General features: G+C 61.4%; 15 protein-coding genes. 5 read left to right on the top strand and 10 right to left on the bottom strand.

The window, feature by feature from the left end; all coding sequences use genetic code 11:
* Positions 1-74: 74 nt before the first annotated feature.
* Complete coding sequence (leuS, locus tag DKB71_RS29580; protein ID WP_408599062.1) at positions 75-2,681, bottom strand: leucine--tRNA ligase; 2,607 nt, start codon at positions 2,679-2,681, stop codon at positions 75-77.
* Positions 2,682-2,961: 280 nt separating this feature from the next.
* Here leuS and DKB71_RS29575 point away from each other — a divergent pair, with 280 nt between their 5' ends.
* Both DKB71_RS29575 and DKB71_RS29570 read left to right on the top strand, forming a co-directional pair.
* On the top strand, positions 2,962-3,282 hold the full coding sequence (locus DKB71_RS29575; protein WP_274074465.1) for a hypothetical protein: 321 nt from the start codon (positions 2,962-2,964) through the stop codon (positions 3,280-3,282).
* Positions 3,283-3,387: 105 nt separating this feature from the next.
* Positions 3,388-4,149, top strand: a complete 762-nt coding sequence (locus DKB71_RS29570) for a YdcF family protein (protein WP_408599060.1) — start codon at positions 3,388-3,390, stop codon at positions 4,147-4,149.
* 99 nt (positions 4,150-4,248) lie between these two features.
* Here DKB71_RS29570 and lnt read toward each other — a convergent pair whose 3' ends face one another.
* The 5 genes from lnt to miaB all read right to left on the bottom strand — a co-directional run bounded on the left by lnt (position 4,249) and on the right by miaB (position 9,670).
* Positions 4,249-5,772, bottom strand: coding sequence for an apolipoprotein N-acyltransferase (gene lnt, locus DKB71_RS29565; protein ID WP_408599058.1), 1,524 nt, complete (start codon positions 5,770-5,772; stop codon positions 4,249-4,251).
* 15 nt (positions 5,773-5,787) lie between these two features.
* A complete protein-coding gene (locus tag DKB71_RS29560) occupies positions 5,788-6,627 on the bottom strand; it encodes an HlyC/CorC family transporter (RefSeq protein ID WP_046815833.1) in 840 nt (279 codons plus the stop codon).
* A gap of 5 nt (positions 6,628-6,632) precedes the next feature.
* Complete coding sequence (gene ybeY / locus DKB71_RS29555; RefSeq protein WP_274074468.1) at positions 6,633-7,127, bottom strand: rRNA maturation RNase YbeY; 495 nt, start codon at positions 7,125-7,127, stop codon at positions 6,633-6,635.
* A complete protein-coding gene (locus tag DKB71_RS29550) occupies positions 7,120-8,127 on the bottom strand; it encodes a PhoH family protein (protein ID WP_274074469.1) in 1,008 nt (335 codons plus the stop codon). The genes ybeY and DKB71_RS29550 overlap by 8 nt, the downstream gene beginning before the upstream one ends.
* A gap of 214 nt (positions 8,128-8,341) precedes the next feature.
* The gene (gene miaB, locus DKB71_RS29545) at positions 8,342-9,670 is read right to left on the bottom strand and encodes a tRNA (N6-isopentenyl adenosine(37)-C2)-methylthiotransferase MiaB (protein WP_408601175.1); all 1,329 of its coding nucleotides are present in this window, start codon (positions 9,668-9,670) and stop codon (positions 8,342-8,344) included.
* A gap of 132 nt (positions 9,671-9,802) precedes the next feature.
* On the opposite strand from miaB, the gene DKB71_RS29540 reads away from it, so the two are divergent.
* On the top strand, positions 9,803-10,132 hold the full coding sequence (locus tag DKB71_RS29540) for a DUF1820 family protein (protein WP_008066015.1): 330 nt from the start codon (positions 9,803-9,805) through the stop codon (positions 10,130-10,132).
* Positions 10,133-10,255: 123 nt separating this feature from the next.
* On the opposite strand, the gene DKB71_RS29535 is transcribed toward DKB71_RS29540, so the two are convergent.
* The 4 genes from DKB71_RS29535 to DKB71_RS29520 form a co-directional block, all read right to left on the bottom strand.
* Entirely contained in the window at positions 10,256-10,810 is a 555-nt protein-coding gene (locus DKB71_RS29535) for a tetratricopeptide repeat protein (protein ID WP_408599055.1), read from the bottom strand.
* A gap of 225 nt (positions 10,811-11,035) precedes the next feature.
* The gene (gene hemL / locus DKB71_RS29530; RefSeq protein ID WP_008066019.1) at positions 11,036-12,319 is read right to left on the bottom strand and encodes a glutamate-1-semialdehyde 2,1-aminomutase; all 1,284 of its coding nucleotides are present in this window, start codon (positions 12,317-12,319) and stop codon (positions 11,036-11,038) included.
* A 16-nt stretch (positions 12,320-12,335) separates the two neighbouring features.
* A complete protein-coding gene (thiE, locus tag DKB71_RS29525; RefSeq protein ID WP_274074471.1) occupies positions 12,336-12,959 on the bottom strand; it encodes a thiamine phosphate synthase in 624 nt (207 codons plus the stop codon).
* Between the two features lie 18 nt (positions 12,960-12,977).
* Entirely contained in the window at positions 12,978-13,775 is a 798-nt protein-coding gene (locus tag DKB71_RS29520) for a hydroxymethylpyrimidine/phosphomethylpyrimidine kinase (RefSeq protein WP_046815827.1), read from the bottom strand.
* A gap of 304 nt (positions 13,776-14,079) precedes the next feature.
* Here DKB71_RS29520 and DKB71_RS29515 point away from each other — a divergent pair, with 304 nt between their 5' ends.
* Positions 14,080-16,464, top strand: a complete 2,385-nt coding sequence (locus DKB71_RS29515) for a 7TM diverse intracellular signaling domain-containing protein (RefSeq protein WP_408599052.1) — start codon at positions 14,080-14,082, stop codon at positions 16,462-16,464.
* Positions 16,465-16,538: 74 nt separating this feature from the next.
* The gene (locus DKB71_RS29510) at positions 16,539-18,188 is read left to right on the top strand and encodes an acyl-CoA dehydrogenase family protein (protein ID WP_406591201.1); all 1,650 of its coding nucleotides are present in this window, start codon (positions 16,539-16,541) and stop codon (positions 18,186-18,188) included.
* Positions 18,189-18,193: the final 5 nt, after the last annotated feature.

Raw genomic sequence — 18,193 nt, 5'->3', positions numbered from 1 at the left:
TGAAACCATGTGGGCCAATCAAGCGGCCCGAAAGGTTTTATTCGGCGCCTGGCATGGCCAGGCGCCTGATCCAATTAGCTGGCGACGATGTTGACCAGTTTTCCGGGCACCACGATCACTTTGCGAATGGTCAGACCATCGACGAAACGCAGCACGTTCTCGTTGGCCCGGGCGGCGGCTTCGACGTCTTCGCGACTGGCGCTGGCGGGCATTTCTATCTGCCCGCGCAGCTTGCCGTTGACCTGGATGACCAGCGTCAGGCTGTCCTGCACCAGGGCGCTTTCGTCCAGCACCGGCCAGGCGGCGTCGATCACCGGGTCGGCGTGACCCAGGCGATGCCACAGCTCGTGGCTGATGTGCGGGGTGATCGGCGCCAGCAGCAGGGTCACGGTTTCCAGGCCTTCCTGAACCAGCGCACGGTCCTGATCGGTGCCTTGTGCGGCTTTTTCCAGCACGTTCATCAGCGTCATCACCTGGGCGATGGCGGTGTTGAATTTGTGGTTCTGGCCGACGTCGTGGCTGGCCTGCTTGATGGCCTGGTGGATCGAACGGCGAATGGCTTTCTGCTCGTCGTTCAGGCTGGCGACGTCCAGTTTGCCCGGCAGGCCCTGGGTGACGTGCGTTTGAGCCAGGCGCCAGACGCGCTTGAGGAAGCGGTGCGAACCTTCGACCCCGGAGTCGGACCATTCCGCGCTCATGTCAGGTGGCGAGGCGAACATCATGAACAGACGGCAGGTGTCGGCGCCGAACTGGTCGATCATCGACTGTGGGTCAACGCCGTTGTTCTTCGACTTGGCCATCTTCTCGGTGCCACCGATTTCCACCGGCAGACCGTCGGCGATCAGCTTGGCGCTGATGACCTTGGCCTTGCTGTCGCGTTCGAGCTCGACGTCCGCCGGGTTGAACCAGGTGTAGGCACCGTTGGCTTCGCGACGGTAGTAAGTCTCGGCGATCACCATGCCCTGGGTCAGCAGGTTCTTGAACGGCTCGTTGGAGCTCACCAGGCCTTCGTCGCGCATCAGCTTGTGGAAGAAGCGCGCGTAGAGCAGGTGCAGGATCGCGTGTTCGATACCGCCGATGTACTGGTCTACCGGCAACCAGTGGTCGGCCGCCGATTTCTCTACCAGGCCACCTTCAAAGTGCGGCGAGGCGTAGCGGGCGTAGTACCACGAGGACTCGACGAAGGTGTCCATGGTGTCGGTTTCACGCTTGGCAGGCTGGCCGCATTTCGGGCAGCTGCACTCGTAGAACTCGGGCATGCGCGCCAGTGGCGAACCGGCGCCATCGGGTACGACGTCTTCCGGCAGCACGACAGGCAATTGATCTTCCGGCACCGGCACGTCACCGCAAGTATTGCAGTGGATGATCGGGATCGGGCAGCCCCAGTAGCGCTGACGGCTGATGCCCCAGTCGCGCAGGCGGAACTGGGTGCGCGAGGCGCCCAGTTCTTTCTTGATCAGCGCCACCTCGATGGCGTCGAAGGCACCCGCGAAGTCCAGGCCGTCGAACTCGCCGGAATTGATCAGCGTGCCGTACTCACCGTAGGCGTCCTGCCATGGCGCCGGGTTGGTGTCACCTGCGCTTGTGCGCACCACGGATTTGACCGGCAGGTTGTACTTGTGGGCGAACTCGAAATCGCGTTCGTCGTGGGCCGGAACAGCCATCACCGCGCCGTCGCCGTAGTGCATCAGCACGTAGTTGGCGACCCATACCGGCAGTTTTTCACCGGTCAAAGGGTGCTCGACGAACAGGCCGGTCGGCAGGCCTTTTTTCTCCTGGGTGGCGACGTCGGCTTCGGCGACGCTACCGCCCTTGCATTCGGCGATGAACGCTTGCAGCTCAGGGTTGTTTTTGGCAGCGAGGGCGGCCAGGTGGTGCTCGGCAGCCACGGCGACATAGGTCGCGCCCATCAGGGTGTCCGGACGGGTGGTGAAGACTTTCAGTGCACCGGCTTCGCCGATGGAGTCGGCGTTGTACGGGAACTGCACTTCCATGCCGCGGGATTTGCCGATCCAGTTGCGCTGCATGGTCTTGACCTGTTCAGGCCAGCCAGTCAGTTCGTCGAGGCTCTCCAGCAGCTCATCCGCGTAGGCGGTGATCTTGAAGTAGTACATCGGGATTTCGCGTTTTTCGATCAGCGCGCCGGAACGCCAGCCGCGACCGTCGATCACCTGCTCGTTGGCCAGGACGGTCTGGTCGACCGGGTCCCAGTTCACGGTGCCGCTTTTCTTGTAGATCACACCTTTTTCGAACAGGCGAGTGAACAGCCATTGTTCCCAGCGGTAGTAATCGGGCTTGCAGGTGGTCACTTCGCGCGACCAGTCCACCGCCAGGCCCAAGCTGCGCAGCTGGGTCTTCATGTAGGCGATGTTCTCGTAGGTCCACTTGGCGGGCGCTACGTTGTTCTTCATCGCGGCGTTTTCCGCCGGCATGCCGAAGGCGTCCCAACCCATGGGTTGCAGGACGTTCTTGCCGAGCATGCGCTGGTAGCGGGAGATCACGTCGCCGATGGTGTAGTTGCGCACGTGCCCCATGTGTAGCTTGCCGCTGGGGTAAGGGAACATCGACAGGCAGTAGTAGGTCTCCTTGCCTGGCTGTTCACTGACTTCAAAGGACTTTTGCTCGTCCCAGAACGACTGGGCGGCGGCTTCGATTTCACGGGGCTGATATTGTTCGTGCATGGCTACTTTTGAACTGAATAGGGGTGGCCTAATCCTCTTCAATGCGACCTTGGACGGTGAGTGCGCCAATTCGGCGTTTCGGTGTCCAGAGGAGCTGGAAGTGGAGTTACAGGAAGCGCCGTAGCATACATGACCGCACTCTATCGAGGGAAACCCTGATTACTGCCGCGCGTCTCGCAAAAACCGCTGCGAGGGCCGTTGGTCGCGGCGTCCAGCCGGTTTGTCGATGGAAGCTAAGCTCTAAATGGGGAGTAGGTCTTATCTTCCAATGAGGTGAGGGATGGTTGAGTCACGGCAAAAAGCTACAAAACCGGAGTTGTACGAAAGACTGATCGATCGTTTGGGCATGGCCCTTGATGCAGCCAAAACAGCGGGTCGGCTGCGCGACGAACGCCCTTTGGAACTGGAGTTGCGTGGCCTGAGCCCCGCAGAGTTTGCACTGGTCAAGGCGTACCTCGATCGCAGTGAGCGTGAAACGCAGGGATGCTTGTCTGAGGCAGTGAAGCAACTCGACGCACCACGTTCGGCCAAGATCATCTGGCTCAAGGACAAAATACCTGGCAGAGACGCGGTAAAGGTCCGGTCCCTGCAGTTCAAATAGCGCATAGAGCCATGCTCCACGGTTTTTTGAAGCATAGTCCTTCCGTATTTATTGTCCCATTGCGTCAACCCACTTAGGCTTCGGGCATCTTTAAGGAGATGCCCGATGCCTTTTCGCTATTTCGTTAAACACCTTCTGATGCCGCCCGGCGTCCTTATCCTGTTGCTGGTGCTCGCCTGGTGGTGGCGCCGCTCAAGACCGCGCCTTGCCGGATGGTGTTTTGCGCTGGGCGTGGGCGGTTTCTGGTTGATGAGCCTGCCGGTGATGGTGCAATGGGGCGCCGGGCTCCTTGAGCGTGAAGCCCCTTTGCCTCGCGACGAGTGGGCAACCCTGGCCCAGCGCGCCGATGCGATCGTGGTGCTGGGGGCCGGGCGCGAACGGGGTGACCTGGCCTGGGGCAGTGATCAACCCACCGGAATGGCCCTGGAGCGAGAACGCTATGCCGCTCGCCTGGCAAAGGCCTCGGGCTTGCCGATCCTGACCAGTGGTGGCTTGCATTACGGCTCGCCGCCCACCGAAGCCAAAATGATGGCTGACTCAATGCGCGATGATTTTGGCGTGGCTGTGCGGTGGCAGGAAGGGCAAAGCCGAACCACCTGGGAAAACGCGACATTCAGCGCCGAAGTCCTGTTGCCTGAGGGCATCAAGCGCGTGGTGGTGGTCACCCAGGCCTGGCACATGCCGCGCGCGGTCTGGAGTTTCCAGAAGGCCGGGTTTGAAGTGGTGCCGGCACCAGTCGGATTCCTCGGCGTGGACAACGCCGAGCCGCTGGGCGGCTGGATGCCGGAATTCAAGGCCGTCTGGCGCAGCGGGCAGTTGATGAATGAGGCGGCGGGGCAGATCGCTTATAGGCTTTTCTATCGCTGAAAAGCAAAAGATCGCAGCCTTCGGCAGCTCCTACAATTGGAATGCAATCCCCTGTAGGAGCTGCCGCAGGCTGCGATCTTTTGCAGGCGCCACAAATCTTCAGACGGTCTTGGCCATCCGGCTGGCAATCAACGCCCAGCCAAACAACAGCACACAAACAATGATCAATGGCCACGACCGCCATTGCAGGTACGGTGTGAGGTTGTGCATTGGCACCACTTCGCCGTACAGGATGCCGCGTTCGAACTGCGGGATCTGCGTGGTGATCTGGCCAAACGGGTTGATCAGGCCGGTCACGCCATTGTTGGTCGCGCGGATCATCCAGCGGCCCGCCTCGAGCGCGCGCATCTGCGCCATCTGCAAGTGCTGCAGCGGGCCGATGGAGGTGCCGAACCAGGTGTCGTTGCTGATGGTCAGCAGCAGGTCGCTTTGCGCGGCAAGGCCGGCGGCGAACTCCGGGTACACCACTTCGTAGCAGATGAACGGCGCAATCTGGTAACCCTTGGCTTGCAACATGGCCTGGTCGGAAGGGCCGCGGGCAAAGTCCGACATGGGCAGGTCGAAGAATGCAATCAAGCCGCGCAGCACATCCTGCAACGGCACGTATTCGCCAAACGGCACCAGCTTTTGTTTGAGGTAGGTGCCGTCGCCTTCGCCCACCACGGTAATGCCGTTGTAGAAACGCTTCTGCTGGTGGACGACTTCGCGGATCGGTACGCCGGTGATCATGGCTGAATCGCGCTCGGCGGCGAATTTCCCCATCATGTCCAGGTAGCCCTGGGCAGATTCCTTGAGCACCGGGACTGCGGTTTCCGGCCAGATCAGCAAGTCGACCCGTTTCGAGCTGAAGCTCATGTCGCGGTACAGTTCCAATTGCGCGTTGAGCTGCGCCGGGTCCCACTTCATGCTCTGTTCGATGTTGCCCTGGAGCGCCGCGACACTCAGGGGGGCGCCCGACGGGCTGGTCCAGGCGTGGTGCTTGAGCGCCAGGCCGGCCACCCACGGGCCTGTCAGCAGCACAACGCCCACGGCGATGAAGCCTTTGCGCCCCGTGCGCACCAGGCGCACGGCGTTGTAGATCAATGCAGCCGTCAGGGCCAGGGTGAAGGATATCAGCCACATTCCGCCAACCGGCGCGAGGCCGGCCAGGGGGCCGTCAAGCTGGCTGTAGCCAGAGTAGAGCCATGGGAAACCGGTCAGGAACCAGCCACGAAACGCTTCCTGGCCGACCCACAGCGCCGCGAAGGCCAGGGTGTCTGCCAGTGGTGCTTCATTGCGCCGCAACCAGCGCGCCCAAATCCAGGCGGGCAGGGCGAAGAACCAGGCAATCGCCGCCGTGAAGATCAGCATCAGGAAGCCGGCCAGCAGCACCGACGCGCCACCGAAGTGATGAATGCTGTAGTAGATCCAACTGGTGCCGGCGCCAAACAGGCCGAAGCCGAAACACCAGCCACGCCCCAGGGCCTGGCGTGGATTCAGTTCACGCAAGCCGGCATAGAACAGCCCGACCGCCAGCAGTGCCATTGGCCAGATATCGAACGGCGCCAGGGCCAGGGTGGTGATTGCACCGGCCGCCACGGCCAGCAGGTTACCGGGCCAGCCGGGGCGGGTTGTCCAGCGCATTTCAATCCTTAGGTTTTACCGGGCGATAGGTGTCAGTCGCAGCAAGTGAATCCGCCGACTGTCGGCGTTCAGGATGCGGAAGCGATAGGCGCCGATTTCAGTGATTTCGTTGCGTTTTGGCAAGTGCCCGAACGCGCTCATCACCAGGCCGCCCACGGTGTCGAACTCGTCGTCGGAAAATTCGCTGTCGAAGAACTCGTTGAAGTTCTCGATCGGCGTCAGGGCCTTGATCAGGAAGTCGCCGCTGGGCAGTGGCTTGATGTAGCTGTCTTCTTCGACGTCGTGCTCGTCTTCGATGTCGCCGACGATCTGTTCCAGCACGTCTTCGATGGTCACCAGGCCCGCCACGCCGCCGTATTCGTCAATGACGATGGCCATGTGGTTGTGGTTGGCGCGGAACTCACGCAGCAGTACGTTCAGGCGCTTGGACTCCGGCACGAACGTGGCCGGGCGCAGCAGGTCCTTGATGTTGAAACTGTCGCCGTTCTCCCTGAGGATCAACGGCAGCAAGTCCTTGGCCAGCAACACGCCCATCACGTCATCGTGGCTTTCGCCGATCACCGGGTAGCGGGAGTGGGCCGAATCGACCACGGCGGGGAGGAACTCGCGAGGTGTCTGGGTCGCCTTGATGCTGACCATCTGCGAGCGCGGGACCATGATGTCCCGTACCTGCAGGTCGGCCACCTGGATAGCGCCTTCGACGATGGCCAGCGCTTCGCTGTCCAGCAGTTTGTTCTGGTGTGCATCGCGCAGCAGCTCCAGCAGCTCCTGGCGGTTCTTCGGCTCGTGGGCAAAAGCCTGGGTGAGCTTACCCAGCCAAGACTTCTGCCCGTTGCTCGATCGATCTTCGCTCATAGCGATTACTCTGAATCCTTTGTTGTTTCGGTAGGGGGTACTTCGATTTCGTCGTCCGCGTACGGATCGCGATAGCCCAGTTCTGCAAGCAACGTTCGTTCCAGTGCTTCCATCTCTTCGGCTTCGTCATCTTCAATATGGTCGTAACCAAGCAGATGCAAGCAGCCGTGGATCACCAGGTGCGCCCAGTGGGCCTTGAGTTCCTTGCCCTGCTCGGTGGCTTCGCGCTCGACCACCGCCACGCAGATCACCAGGTCGCCCAGCAGCGGGATGTCGAGAAACTCGTCCGGCACATCGGCGGGGAACGACAGGACGTTGGTCGCGTAATCCTTGTGCCGCCAGGTGTTGTTCAGTTCGCGGCCTTCGGCTTCGTCGACCAGGCGAATGGTCATTTCCGAGTCTGCGGTGCGCTGGCGCAGGGCCAGTTCGCACCATTGGCGGAACTCGGCTTCGCTGGGGGCGGGCGCTTGGGTCGCGATTTGCAGGTCAAGCTCAAGCATCGCGTCGGCTGTCCCTGGCGGCGGCATCATCGGCCGCTTTGGTTTCGAAGCGCTCGTAGGCTTCGACAATCCGCTGCACCAATGGATGGCGCACAACGTCCTTGGGCTGGAAGTGCGTGAAGCTGATGCCCGGCACATCCTTCAAGACTTCGATCACATGGTGCAGCCCGGACTTGGTGCCGCGAGGCAGGTCGACCTGGGTGATGTCACCGGTGATGACGGCCGTGGAGCCGAAGCCGATCCGGGTCAGGAACATTTTCATCTGTTCGACCGTGGTGTTCTGGCTTTCGTCGAGGATGATGAAGCTGTTGTTCAGCGTCCGGCCACGCATGTAGGCCAGTGGCGCGACTTCGATCACCTGGCGCTCGATCAGCTTGGCGACGTATTCGAAACCGAGCATTTCATACAGTGCGTCGTAGAGCGGGCGCAGGTACGGGTCGATTTTCTGCGACAGGTCGCCGGGCAGGAAGCCGAGTTTTTCACCCGCTTCGACCGCCGGGCGCACCAGCAGGATGCGACGGATTTGCTCGCGTTCCAGCGCATCTACCGCACAGGCGACGGCCAGGTAGGTCTTGCCGGTACCGGCCGGGCCAATGCCGAAGTTGATGTCGTTACCGAGGATTTCCTTCACATAGCGCAATTGATTCAAGCCGCGAGGGCGAATCATGCCTTTCTTGGTGCGCAGGGCGACGGAGGCTTCGGCGGGCGAGTGGTTATCCAGCTCTTCGACGGCGGATTCCTGCAGGAACAGGTGCACCAAGTCCGGTGACAGCTCGGTACCCTTGGTTTCCCGGTACAGGCGGCGCAGGAGATTTTCCGCGGAGGTGGTGTGTTTTGGCTCGCCGATCAGCTCGAACTGGTTTCCGCGGTTGCGGATCTCGATGGTCAGGCGCTGTTCGATCAAGCGCAAATGCTCGTCGAATTGCCCGCACAGATTGGCGAAGCGGCGAGCCTCAAAGGGCTCGAGGATGAAACGATGTGGTTCGATGGGTGCGTTCAAGGTCGTATTTAGCCGCCCTGGGGCAATTGGGATGATTCAAGGATAGCGCCAGTGGCGCGGGTGCGAAAGCTCTTAAATAAGGCAACCCGATTCTCGCCTCTGGCGCTGTACCTGTGGGAGCGGGCTTGCTCGCGAATGCGGTCTGTCAGCGCCATTAATGTCGACTGACACGCCGTCTTCGCGAGCAAGCCCGCTTCCACAGGGATCTTCGGAGTTATTGGATCAGCGAGCCCCGCAGCGAGTGTGGCTGTGCGGCGTCGATGTGCACGTCCGCGAACTGGCCGATGAGGGTCGGATTGTCGCAGCGGAAGTTGACGATACGGTTATTCTCGGTTCGGCCTTGCAGCTCGCCGGGGTCTTTCTTGGAATAATCGGTTACAAGAATCCGCTGAATCGAACCGACCATCTGTCGGCTGACCTCGAAACCTTGCTGGTTCAGGCGATGTTGCAGGGCGTTGAGGCGCTCTTTCTTCAGCTCTTCCGGCGTCTCGTCGGCCAGATCGGCGGCGGGTGTGCCCGGGCGCTGGCTGTAGACGAACGAGTAGGAGAAGTCGAAGCCGACATCCTGGATCAGCTTCATGGTTTGTTCGAAGTCTTTTTCAGTCTCGCCGGGGAAGCCGACGATGAAGTCCGAACTGATGCAGATTCCCGGTACGGCGGCGCGCAGCTTGCGCAGTTTGGATTTGTATTCCAGCGCCGTGTGGTTGCGTTTCATCGCCGCGAGGATCCGGTCCGAGCCCGATTGCACCGGCAGGTGCAGGTGTTTCACCAGTTCCGGCACGTCGGCGTGGGCCTGGATCAGGCTGTCGGAAAATTCCAATGGGTGCGAGGTGGTGTAGCGGATGCGGTCGATGCCATCGACCGCGGCGACCACGCGGATCAGTTCGGCCAGATCCGCCAGGCGACCGTCGTGGGTCGTGCCGCGATAGCCATTGACGTTCTGCCCGAGCAGCGTCACTTCGCGCACGCCGTGTTCGGCCAGGTGAATGATTTCGGCAATCACGTCATCGAACGGCCGGCTGACCTCTTCACCACGGGTGTAGGGCACCACGCAGAACGTGCAGTATTTGCTGCAACCTTCCATCACCGACACGTAGGCGCTCGGGCCATCGATGCGCGGCTCGGGCAAATGGTCGAATTTTTCGATTTCGGGGAACGAGACGTCGACTTGCGGCAGCTTGCTGATGCGTGCGGCGTCGATCATTTCCGGCAGGCGGTGCAGGGTCTGCGGGCCGAACACCACGTCGACGTACGGCGCGCGATCGCGAATGGCGGCGCCTTCCTGGCTGGCCACGCAGCCACCGACGGCGATCACCATGTCCGGGTTGGCCAGCTTCAGTTCGCGCCAGCGGCCCAGCTGGGAATAGACGCGGTCCTGGGCGCGCTCGCGGATCGAGCAGGTGTTGAGCAGAATCACGTCGGCGTCTTCAGCGCGCGCGGTGACTTCCAGGGCCTGGTGTTCGCCCAGCAGATCGACCATGCGCGAGCTGTCGTACTCGTTCATCTGGCAACCGTGGGTTTCGATGTAAAGCTTCTTGGCCATGGACAGGGTCATCACGTGATTCAAAGAACCGCGCATTATAGGGAACATGCACTCAGGTTCCTACCGCTGCGCGTCCGGCGGCTATGCTATAGTTCGCGCCCTCATTTTTATCCCCGATGTGTTTCGCCTGCCATGACCAAACGTGAAGCTCCAATCTACAAGGTGATTTTCCTCAATCAGGGCCAGGTGTTCGAAATGTACGCCAAGCAGATCTATCAGAGCGATCTGTGGGGCTTCCTGGAAGTGGAAGAGTTCGTCTTTGGCGAGCGCACACAGGTAGTCGTCGACCCGAGCGAAGAGAAGCTCAAGGCCCAGTTCGAAGGGGTCGTGCGCAGTTTCGTGCCGATGCATTCGATCGTGCGCATCGACGAGGTCGAGCGCTTGGGCACACCGAAAATCAGCGAAGCCCGCGGCACGGTCGGCAATGTGATGCCGTTTCCGGTGCCGATGCCTGAGAAGTAGGCCTCAAGACCGAGTCGCCCCCTTCGCGAGCAAGCCCGCTCCCACAATGGATCTTCTGAGCGTCCGAGATTAACTGTGGGAGCGGGCTTGCTCGCGAAGGGGCCAGAAAGGTCGCTAAAGAATTCAGGGCAAAGGCGCGAACGGCGTACGCCCATCGGCGCTCTGCAATTCCATCAGGTATTTACGGAAAATTTGCCCCAGCACCTGGGTGGCGACTTCCAGTTCCTGGCGGGGCATTTGTTCGGCGACTTCGTCGGCGGTGTCCAGTGCTTCTTCCGCGCCGTTGACCGCGGCCATCTTCAGCACGATATACGCCTGAATGTTATTGGCCGGTACGCCTTCGCCATGAAAGAACATGGTACCGAGTTTGAATTGGGCCTGGGCGTGGCCTTGCAGCGAGGCCTTTTCGAAGTAGCTCAAGGCTTTATTGAGATCGCGTGGCGCGTTTTTACCGTCGTAGTAGAACTCACCCAACTCGTATTGCGCTTGAGCATCCCCTTCATCCGACGCTTTCTGGCAGGCGGCGACTGCCTGGGCCAGGTCTTGCGGCTGGGTATTGAGGGTGCAGCGACCCATCGCTGGGATTAACAACGAGTTACCGCCTGCTTGTGCGAGCGCGAGCAGGGGCTGAAGGAGCAACAGGCAGCCCAGTGAAAGGGCGCGGCCGGTGCGGTTCATGGGAATCGACTTACCTCTGAGGGGCGCGCGGACCCATCGAGGGGATCCAATAAGCGCGCATTATGAAATAAGCAGGGCCAACCTTACAAAGTCTTTACTCGTTTTTCTGCTGCGCGGGAAATATATCGCCCACTTTGTTCGGGATTATTAGCAGATGAGTAGGAAAAAGGGCAGGAGCGTAGGCAAAAGCTGACGCTGGTTATGGCCAGCGTCAGCGCTACGGCGTTACTTCAGTGCAGCAAATGCGCGCTCGGCGGCATCCAGGGTCAGTTTCAACTCGGCTTCGCCGTGGGCGATCGAGGTGAAGCCAGCTTCGAAAGCGCTTGGCGCCAGGTACACGCCACCTTCCAGCATCAGGTGGAAGAAACGGCCGAACAAGGCTGCGTCGCTGGCCATCACGTCATCGAAGGTCACGATGTCGTCGGCGCCACTGAAGTACAGGCCGAACATGCCGCCGGCCTGAGTGGTCACGAAGGGAATGCCTGCCGCATCCGCACGCACTTGCAAGCCGTCGAGCAGGCGAGTGGTGTAGTCGGTCAGTTCGTCGTGGAAGCCCGGACGACTGATCAGGCGCAAGGTGGTCAGGCCCGCCGCCATCGCCAGCGGGTTACCCGACAATGTACCGGCTTGATAGACCGGACCCAGCGGGGCGATGCGCGACATGATTTCGCGCTTGCCGCCGAAGCAACCCACCGGCATGCCGCCGCCGATGATCTTGCCGAAGGTGGTCAGGTCTGGCGTCACGCCGTAGTGAGCCTGGGCGCCGCCGAGGGCAACACGGAAACCGGTCATCACTTCGTCGAAAATCAGCACCACGCCGTGCTTGTCGCACAGGGTCCGCAGGCCTTCGAGGAAGCCGGGAGCCGGTGGCACGCAGTTCATGTTGCCGGCAACCGGCTCGACGATGATGCACGCCACGTCCTGGCCGACTTCGGCGAGCATGGCTTCAACCGCATCGATGTCGTTGAACGGCAGGGTCAGGGTGTGTTTGGCGAACGCCGCCGGTACACCCGCCGAGCTCGGCACGCCTTGGGTCAGGGCGCCGGAGCCGGCCTTGACCAGCAGGCTGTCGGAGTGACCGTGGTAGCAGCCTTCGAACTTGATGATGCTGTCGCGACCGGTGAAACCACGGGCCAGGCGGATTGCGCTCATGGTCGCTTCGGTGCCGGAGCTGACCATGCGCACCATTTCCATCGAGGGTACGAGCGAGCAGACCAGATCAGCCATCTGGGTTTCCATCTCGGTCGGCGCGCCGTAGGACAAGCCGTGTTCAAGCTGCTTGCGCACGGCGTCCAGGACGTCCGGGTGGCTGTGGCCGAGGATCATCGGGCCCCAGGAGCCGACGTAATCCACATAACGCTTGTCGTCTTCATCGGTGACGTAGGCGCCTTCGGCGTGCTTGAAGAACAACGGCGTGCCGCCAACGCTCTTGAACGCGCGAACCGGCGAGTTCACGCCACCGGGAATGTGTTTCTGGGCATTGGCAAACAGCGTTTCGGAACGAGACATGATCGGGCTCTCAAAATCAGATTTTTAGTAGTTCGTTGAAGGCGCGGGCGCGGCGGGTCACTTCAGCCGTGCTCTGGGCGCCGAACAGGCCATGCACCACAGCCAGCAGATCGACGCCGTGGGCCACCAGCGGGGCGGCGTTGTCCAGCGTGATGCCGCCGATCGCGCAGATCGGCAGGTGCAACTGCTTGCGGGCTTGGTCGAGCAGGTCGAGGCTGCAGGTCGGTGCGCCGGGCTTGGTGGTGGAATTGAAGAAGCGGCCGAAGGCGACATAAGTGGCACCCTCCCTGGCAGCTTGCTCGGCCAGTTCGAGTTGCGCGTGGCAAGTCGAGCCGATGATGGCTTTGGAGCCTAGCAAGGCGCGGGTCGGCGACAGCGGGCCATCGGTCTGGCCCAGATGCACGCCCACGTTCAGGCGTGCGGCGAGCTCGGCGTCGTCGTTGATGATCAATCGGGTCTTGTAGCGTTCGCACAGATCGCGCAGGGCCTCGGCCTCGCGCAGTCGACGGGCTTCATCGCTGCTCTTGTCGCGATACTGCAGCAGGGTGACGCCGCCTTCCAGCGCCGCCTCCACGTACGAAAGGAATTTACCGGCCAGCAACTGGCTGTCGGTAATGGCGTACAGGCCACGTAGTTTCATCGAGCAGGCCTCATGGCGTTACGAACAGAAGTCCAGAGGCAGGCGGCGTGGCACGAATTGGCCTTTGCCCAACTGCTCCGCATCGCGCAGGGTGCGCCACGTGTAGTTAAGTGCAGTCTGTACGGCGCTGGCGAGGTTTTCGCCTTGGGCCAGACGGCCGGCAAGGGCACTGGCCAGGGTGCAACCCGAACCGTGATAACTGCCGGGCAGGCGTTGGCAGGTGTAGGTTTCGCGCAAGCCATCGCGGCTGTACAGGCGGTTGTGGATTTCGGTTTCGTCGCCATGGCCGCCGGTGATCAGCAGGTGTTTGACGAACGGCAGGAGTTTTTCAGCGCACTGGTCCGCGGTGCCTTCCGGCAGTTCGGCGAGGATCCGGGCTTCGGGAAGGTTGGGGGTGGCGATGATCGAGAGCGGCAGCAGGCGTTCGCGCATGGCGTAGCCGACTTCGTCCTTGCCCAGGCGACCACCACCGCCGGCACGCAGCACCGGGTCACAGACCACCGGCAAGTGCGGGTGCGCCGAGAGCAGTTCGACCACGGTGTCGACCATCTCCAGGGAACCGAGCATGCCGAGCTTGACGGCCGCGACTTCGGAATCGTTGAGCACGGCGTTGGCCTGGGCCAACACCCACTCACGGTCGAGCACGCGGAAATCAGTGACATTGACAGTGTCTTGCACGGTCAGGGCGGTGACGGCCGGAGCCGCATGGCAACCCTGGGCGAGCAAGGCTTCGATATCTGCCTGCAAGCCGGCGCCACCACTTGGGTCGTGGCCGGAGAGACAGAGGACAACGGGGCGAGAGCTGTAGATATTCATGGTGCGCGAGCTTACCACCAAACATCTTTTTTCGGTGCGTGCGCATAACCGCAGACAGCTGCGCGACCTTCAAAAGATCGCAGCCTTCGGCAGCTCCTACATGGGGCGCGGGCTCTATCTCAATAATCTTCGCTGGAACGCCCGTGCTAGAGCCTTTGTAGGAAAAATTTTGGTAGTGCTCATTAGCCATCAACGGCTATGCTAGAGTGGATCCAAACCAATAACAGGTATCACCGGTCTTACGTCTACTCAAAAGGAATGGGGGGCTTCCTGACAGGACCGGACAGGCCACGCTGGGGCATGAATGCGCTATTTGCTGATGTTTGTGTTGTGTTTGCCCCTCTTGGCGAACGCCGTTGAGTTCAATGAACTCACCCAAAGCCTTCCCCTCGGGCGAACCCTGCAAGTGTTTGAAGATGTCGGTGGTCAGTTGACCGTCGCGGATGTCCGTGCGCAGGCCGCGGCCGGCAACTTCAAGGCGCATGATAAAGCCACCCTCAACGCCGGTTACTCGCGTTCGGTGTTCTGGCTGAAAATCGATCTGCATTACCGCCCGACCAACCCGGCTGCGCAAAGGACCTGGCTGCTGGAATTGGCTTACCCGCCGCTCGATCACCTCGACCTGTATCTGCCTGATGCAAGCGGCAACTATGAATTGGCCAGGCAAACCGGCGATGCCTTGCCGTTCGCCAGTCGCGAAATCCGCCAGAACAACTACCTGTTCACTGTGGATTTTACCCCTGACCAGGCGCAAACCCTGTACCTGCGCCTGCAAAGCCAGGGGTCGATCCAGGCGCCGGTCACGCTGTGGTCCAGCACGGCGTATCTCGAAGACCAGCCGGTGCGCCTCTATGTGCTGGGGCTTATCTACGGTGTACTGCTGGGGATGCTTGTCTACAACCTGTTCATCTACCTCAGCGTGCGCGATACCAGCTACCTCTACTACATCTTCTACATCGCCTCGTTCGGCTTATATCAGCTGTCGGTGAACGGCGCCGCCGTGCAGTACTTCTGGCCAGACAATCCCTGGTGGGCCAACGCCTCGACGCCGTTTTTCATCGGTTGCGCCGGGTTGTTCGGCAGCCAGTTCGCCCGCAGCTTCCTGCAGACCGCTACCCTCAGCCGCTGGATGGACCGCTTGCTGTTGGCGTTGGTGGCGTTCGGCGCGCTGGTGGTCGGGTTGTCCCTGATGACCAGCTACGCCCTGGCGTTGCGCCTGGCCACGACCCTGGCACTGACTTTCACGGTGGTGATCTTTGCCGCCGGGATTTTTGCCTGGCTGCGTGGCTTGCGGGTCGCGCGATATTTCATCATTGCCTGGTCGGCGTTTCTGCTCGGCGGCATCATCAATACCTTGATGGTGCTGGGTTACCTGCCGAACGTGTTCCTGACCATGTACTCCAGCCAGATTGGCTCGGCCATCGAAGTGGCGCTCCTGTCCATGGCCCTGGCCGACCGCATCAATGCCATGCGCGAGCAGCAGGCGCAAACCCTGCTCGAGGCGGGGCAAAAGCTTGAGGTGCTTAACCAGCAACTGGCGCACAGCAACAAGCTCAAGGACGAATTCCTCGCCACCCTGACCCACGAGTTGCGCACACCCATGAATGGCGTGATCGGGTCGCTGGAGCTGATGCAGACCGTCGAGATGGACCCTGAGCTGGAGCAATATCAGCAAACGGCCGCGGGGTCGGCGCGGGACATGATGCGCATGGTCAACGGCATTCTCACCCTCACCGAGTTGCAGGCGGGCAAGCTCCAGGTGACCCCGTCCACCTTCAGTTTGCGCGCCGTGGTCGAGGCCTTGCGCGCACAGTTCGACGGCAATGCCTCGAGCAAATCGCTGGACTTCAAGGTCGACGTGGCACCGGGTGTGCCGGATCGCCTGCACGGCGACAGCGCCAAGTTGGCGCAATGCCTGGAGTGCCTGCTGGATAACGCCATCAAGTTCACCCGGGTCGGCGGACTGGCGCTGCGGGTCACGGGGAAAACGCTCAACCCCGAGCGACTGGCGTTGTCCTTTGCGGTGATCGACACCGGTATCGGCTTCACCGACCTTGGGGAGGCGACGATGTATCAGCGCTTCTTCCAGCTCGACGGTTCGATGACGCGCGAGTACGGCGGGCTGGGTGTCGGCCTGGCCATCTGCCGACAATTAGTGGAGCTGCTTGGCGGGCGCCTGACACACCGCTCCGAGCCCGGGCGTGGCAGCCGGTTTCAGCTTGACGTCGAGTTTGACCTGCCGGCACCGGAGCGGCCTGCCATGCCACTCGCGATGCGGCAGTTGGCACAAATGCGCCTGCCCCAGGATTGCAGCGTATTGCTGGTGGATGACAGCAACGTCAATCAGTTGGTGATGCGCGGTATGTTGCTCAAGCTCGGATTCCGTGTGCGCACGGCTGACAGCGATCACGCCGCGCTCGATTTGCTGCAGCGTGAAACGTTCGATGCGGTGCTGGTCGATTGTCAGTTGCAGTCTTTGGACGGCGTTTCCGTGTGCTGCGAGATCCGGGCAATGCCCGGTTGCGCGCAACTGCCGGTGTTCATGATTGGCCTGGGTACCGACCGGGAGCGCTGCCCGAGCGGCGCGCAGATCGACCATTTGAGCAAACCGGTGAAGTTCGAGGACTTGCAAGCCGCGCTTTATCGTCGAGTGCTCTGTACTGAACAGGGCGAAAGTGCCGACAGTTAGGCAGATATGACACTTTGTTCGGCCAAGGGGCGGTGCTTAACTGAAGTCCCTTGGCTGACCAAAGGAGCCCCGTCATGAACCTGCATCAGTTCGCCGAAACCCACGAAGTCACCAACCAGCCGCCCTCGCTGGACGGCGCCAACCTGTACCGCATCGATTTGCCGCTACAGGAATGGTCGCGGCGCTTCGGGGCCGGTTGGGCCGAATCGCGGATTGACGCATACGGAGCGCTGGCCGGCGGACCATTGATGGAAGCTGGCTTTCTGGCCAACCAGAACAAACCGGTGTTCAGCAGCCATGACCGCTACGGTCATCGCATCGACCTGGTGGAGTTTCATCCGGCCTATCACGAGTTGATGCGCACGGCGGTCGGCCATGGCCTGACTTCGTTGCCCTGGGCTCATCCGCAGGACGGTGCCCATGTCGCCCGCGCCTCCATGACGTACTTGCACAGTCAAGCCGAAGCCGGCAGTGGCTGCCCGCTGACCATGACGTTTGCCAGTGTTCCGGCGATGCGCCTGCAACCGGACCTGGCAGATCAATGGCTGCCAAAGATTCTGTCCACCGAGTATGACCCGCGCAATGTCGGCATGGCCCACAAGGCCGGCGTCACCATCGGCATGGCGATGACCGAGAAGCAAGGCGGTACCGATGTCCGCGCCAACACCACCAAGGCTTATCCGGTGGGTGCCGGCGGCCCTGGCCAGGCGTACGAACTGGTGGGGCACAAGTGGTTCTGTTCGGCGCCCATGTGCGATGCCTTCCTGACGCTGGCGCAGACGGACAAGGGGCTGACTTGTTTCCTGCTGCCGCGGCATCGTCCGGACGACACGCGCAATCAGTTCTACATCCAGCGCCTGAAAAACAAACTCGGCAACTGCTCCAACGCTTCCAGCGAAGTGGAGTTTCGCGGTGCCCTGGCGTGGATGGTCGGTGAAGAGGGGCGCGGCGTGCCGACGATCATCGAGATGGTCGCCATGACCCGTTTCGATTGCATGGTCGGCTCAAGTTCGTTGATGCGCCAGGCACTGACCCAGGCCAGCCATCATTGCGCCCACCGCAGCGTTGGCGGCAAGTTGCTCAGCGAACAGCCCTTGATGCAGAACGTGCTGGCCGACCTGGCGCTGGAAAGCGAGGCCGCCCTGGCCTTGAGCCTGCGCATGGGCCAGGCGCTGGATCATCTGGAAAACGCACAGGAAGCGAAGTTCGCCCGGCTGGTGACGGCGGTGGGCAAATACTGGATCTGCAAACGCGCGCCGGCCATGATCAACGAAGCCGCCGAGTGCATGGGCGGCGCGGGATACGTCGAAGACAGCATCCTGCCACGCCTTTACCGCGAGGCGCCGGTGAACTCGACATGGGAAGGCTCCGGCAACGTGCAATGCCTCGATGTGCTGCGCGCCCTGTCCAAGGAACCGGGTGTGCTCGATGCGCTGTTCAGCGAGTTGGGCGATGGTCATGGCGACAAACGCCTGGCCGCGCACATCAGCCAGCTGCAGAGCGCTTTCAAGGACACCAGCGACATTCAGTACCGTGCGCGGCAATTGACCGAGGATATTGCGCTTGGGTTACAGGCCAAGCTGTTGCTGGAGGCGGGGAACGCGGCGGTGAGTGACGGGTTTATCGCCAGTCGTTTGAAGGGTGGCGGCCGGGTTTACGGTGGGTTGCCGCGAGGAGTGGATGTGGAGGCGATAGTCGCCCGGTCCACCCCGCAAGGATTCTGAACTCA

Source organism: Pseudomonas sp. PLMAX (assembly GCF_046042685.1).
Classification (GTDB): Bacteria; Pseudomonadota; Gammaproteobacteria; order Pseudomonadales; family Pseudomonadaceae; genus Aquipseudomonas; species Aquipseudomonas putida_AE.
This window is presented reverse-complemented; position numbering and strand designations above follow the sequence as displayed.

Excerpts from the sequence above, each read along its gene's own strand:
- DKB71_RS29535 (WP_408599055.1), bottom strand. The coding sequence starts at position 10,810 with ATGAACCGCACCGGCCGCGCCCTTTCACTGGGCTGCCTGTTGCTCCTT.
- DKB71_RS29560 (WP_046815833.1), bottom strand. The coding sequence starts at position 6,627 with ATGAGCGAAGATCGATCGAGCAACGGGCAGAAGTCTTGGCTGGGTAAG.
- thiE (WP_274074471.1), bottom strand. The coding sequence starts at position 12,959 with ATGAAACTACGTGGCCTGTACGCCATTACCGACAGCCAGTTGCTGGCC.
- ybeY (WP_274074468.1), bottom strand. The coding sequence starts at position 7,127 with ATGCTTGAGCTTGACCTGCAAATCGCGACCCAAGCGCCCGCCCCCAGC.
- DKB71_RS29515 (WP_408599052.1), top strand. The coding sequence starts at position 14,080 with ATGCGCTATTTGCTGATGTTTGTGTTGTGTTTGCCCCTCTTGGCGAAC.
- DKB71_RS29520 (WP_046815827.1), bottom strand. The coding sequence starts at position 13,775 with ATGAATATCTACAGCTCTCGCCCCGTTGTCCTCTGTCTCTCCGGCCAC.
- DKB71_RS29540 (WP_008066015.1), top strand. The coding sequence starts at position 9,803 with ATGACCAAACGTGAAGCTCCAATCTACAAGGTGATTTTCCTCAATCAG.
- leuS (WP_408599062.1), bottom strand. The coding sequence starts at position 2,681 with ATGCACGAACAATATCAGCCCCGTGAAATCGAAGCCGCCGCCCAGTCG.
- DKB71_RS29510 (WP_406591201.1), top strand. The coding sequence starts at position 16,539 with ATGAACCTGCATCAGTTCGCCGAAACCCACGAAGTCACCAACCAGCCG.
- miaB (WP_408601175.1), bottom strand. The coding sequence starts at position 9,670 with ATGGCCAAGAAGCTTTACATCGAAACCCACGGTTGCCAGATGAACGAG.
- hemL (WP_008066019.1), bottom strand. The coding sequence starts at position 12,319 with ATGTCTCGTTCCGAAACGCTGTTTGCCAATGCCCAGAAACACATTCCC.
- lnt (WP_408599058.1), bottom strand. The coding sequence starts at position 5,772 with ATGCGCTGGACAACCCGCCCCGGCTGGCCCGGTAACCTGCTGGCCGTG.
- DKB71_RS29575 (WP_274074465.1), top strand. The coding sequence starts at position 2,962 with ATGGTTGAGTCACGGCAAAAAGCTACAAAACCGGAGTTGTACGAAAGA.
- DKB71_RS29570 (WP_408599060.1), top strand. The coding sequence starts at position 3,388 with ATGCCTTTTCGCTATTTCGTTAAACACCTTCTGATGCCGCCCGGCGTC.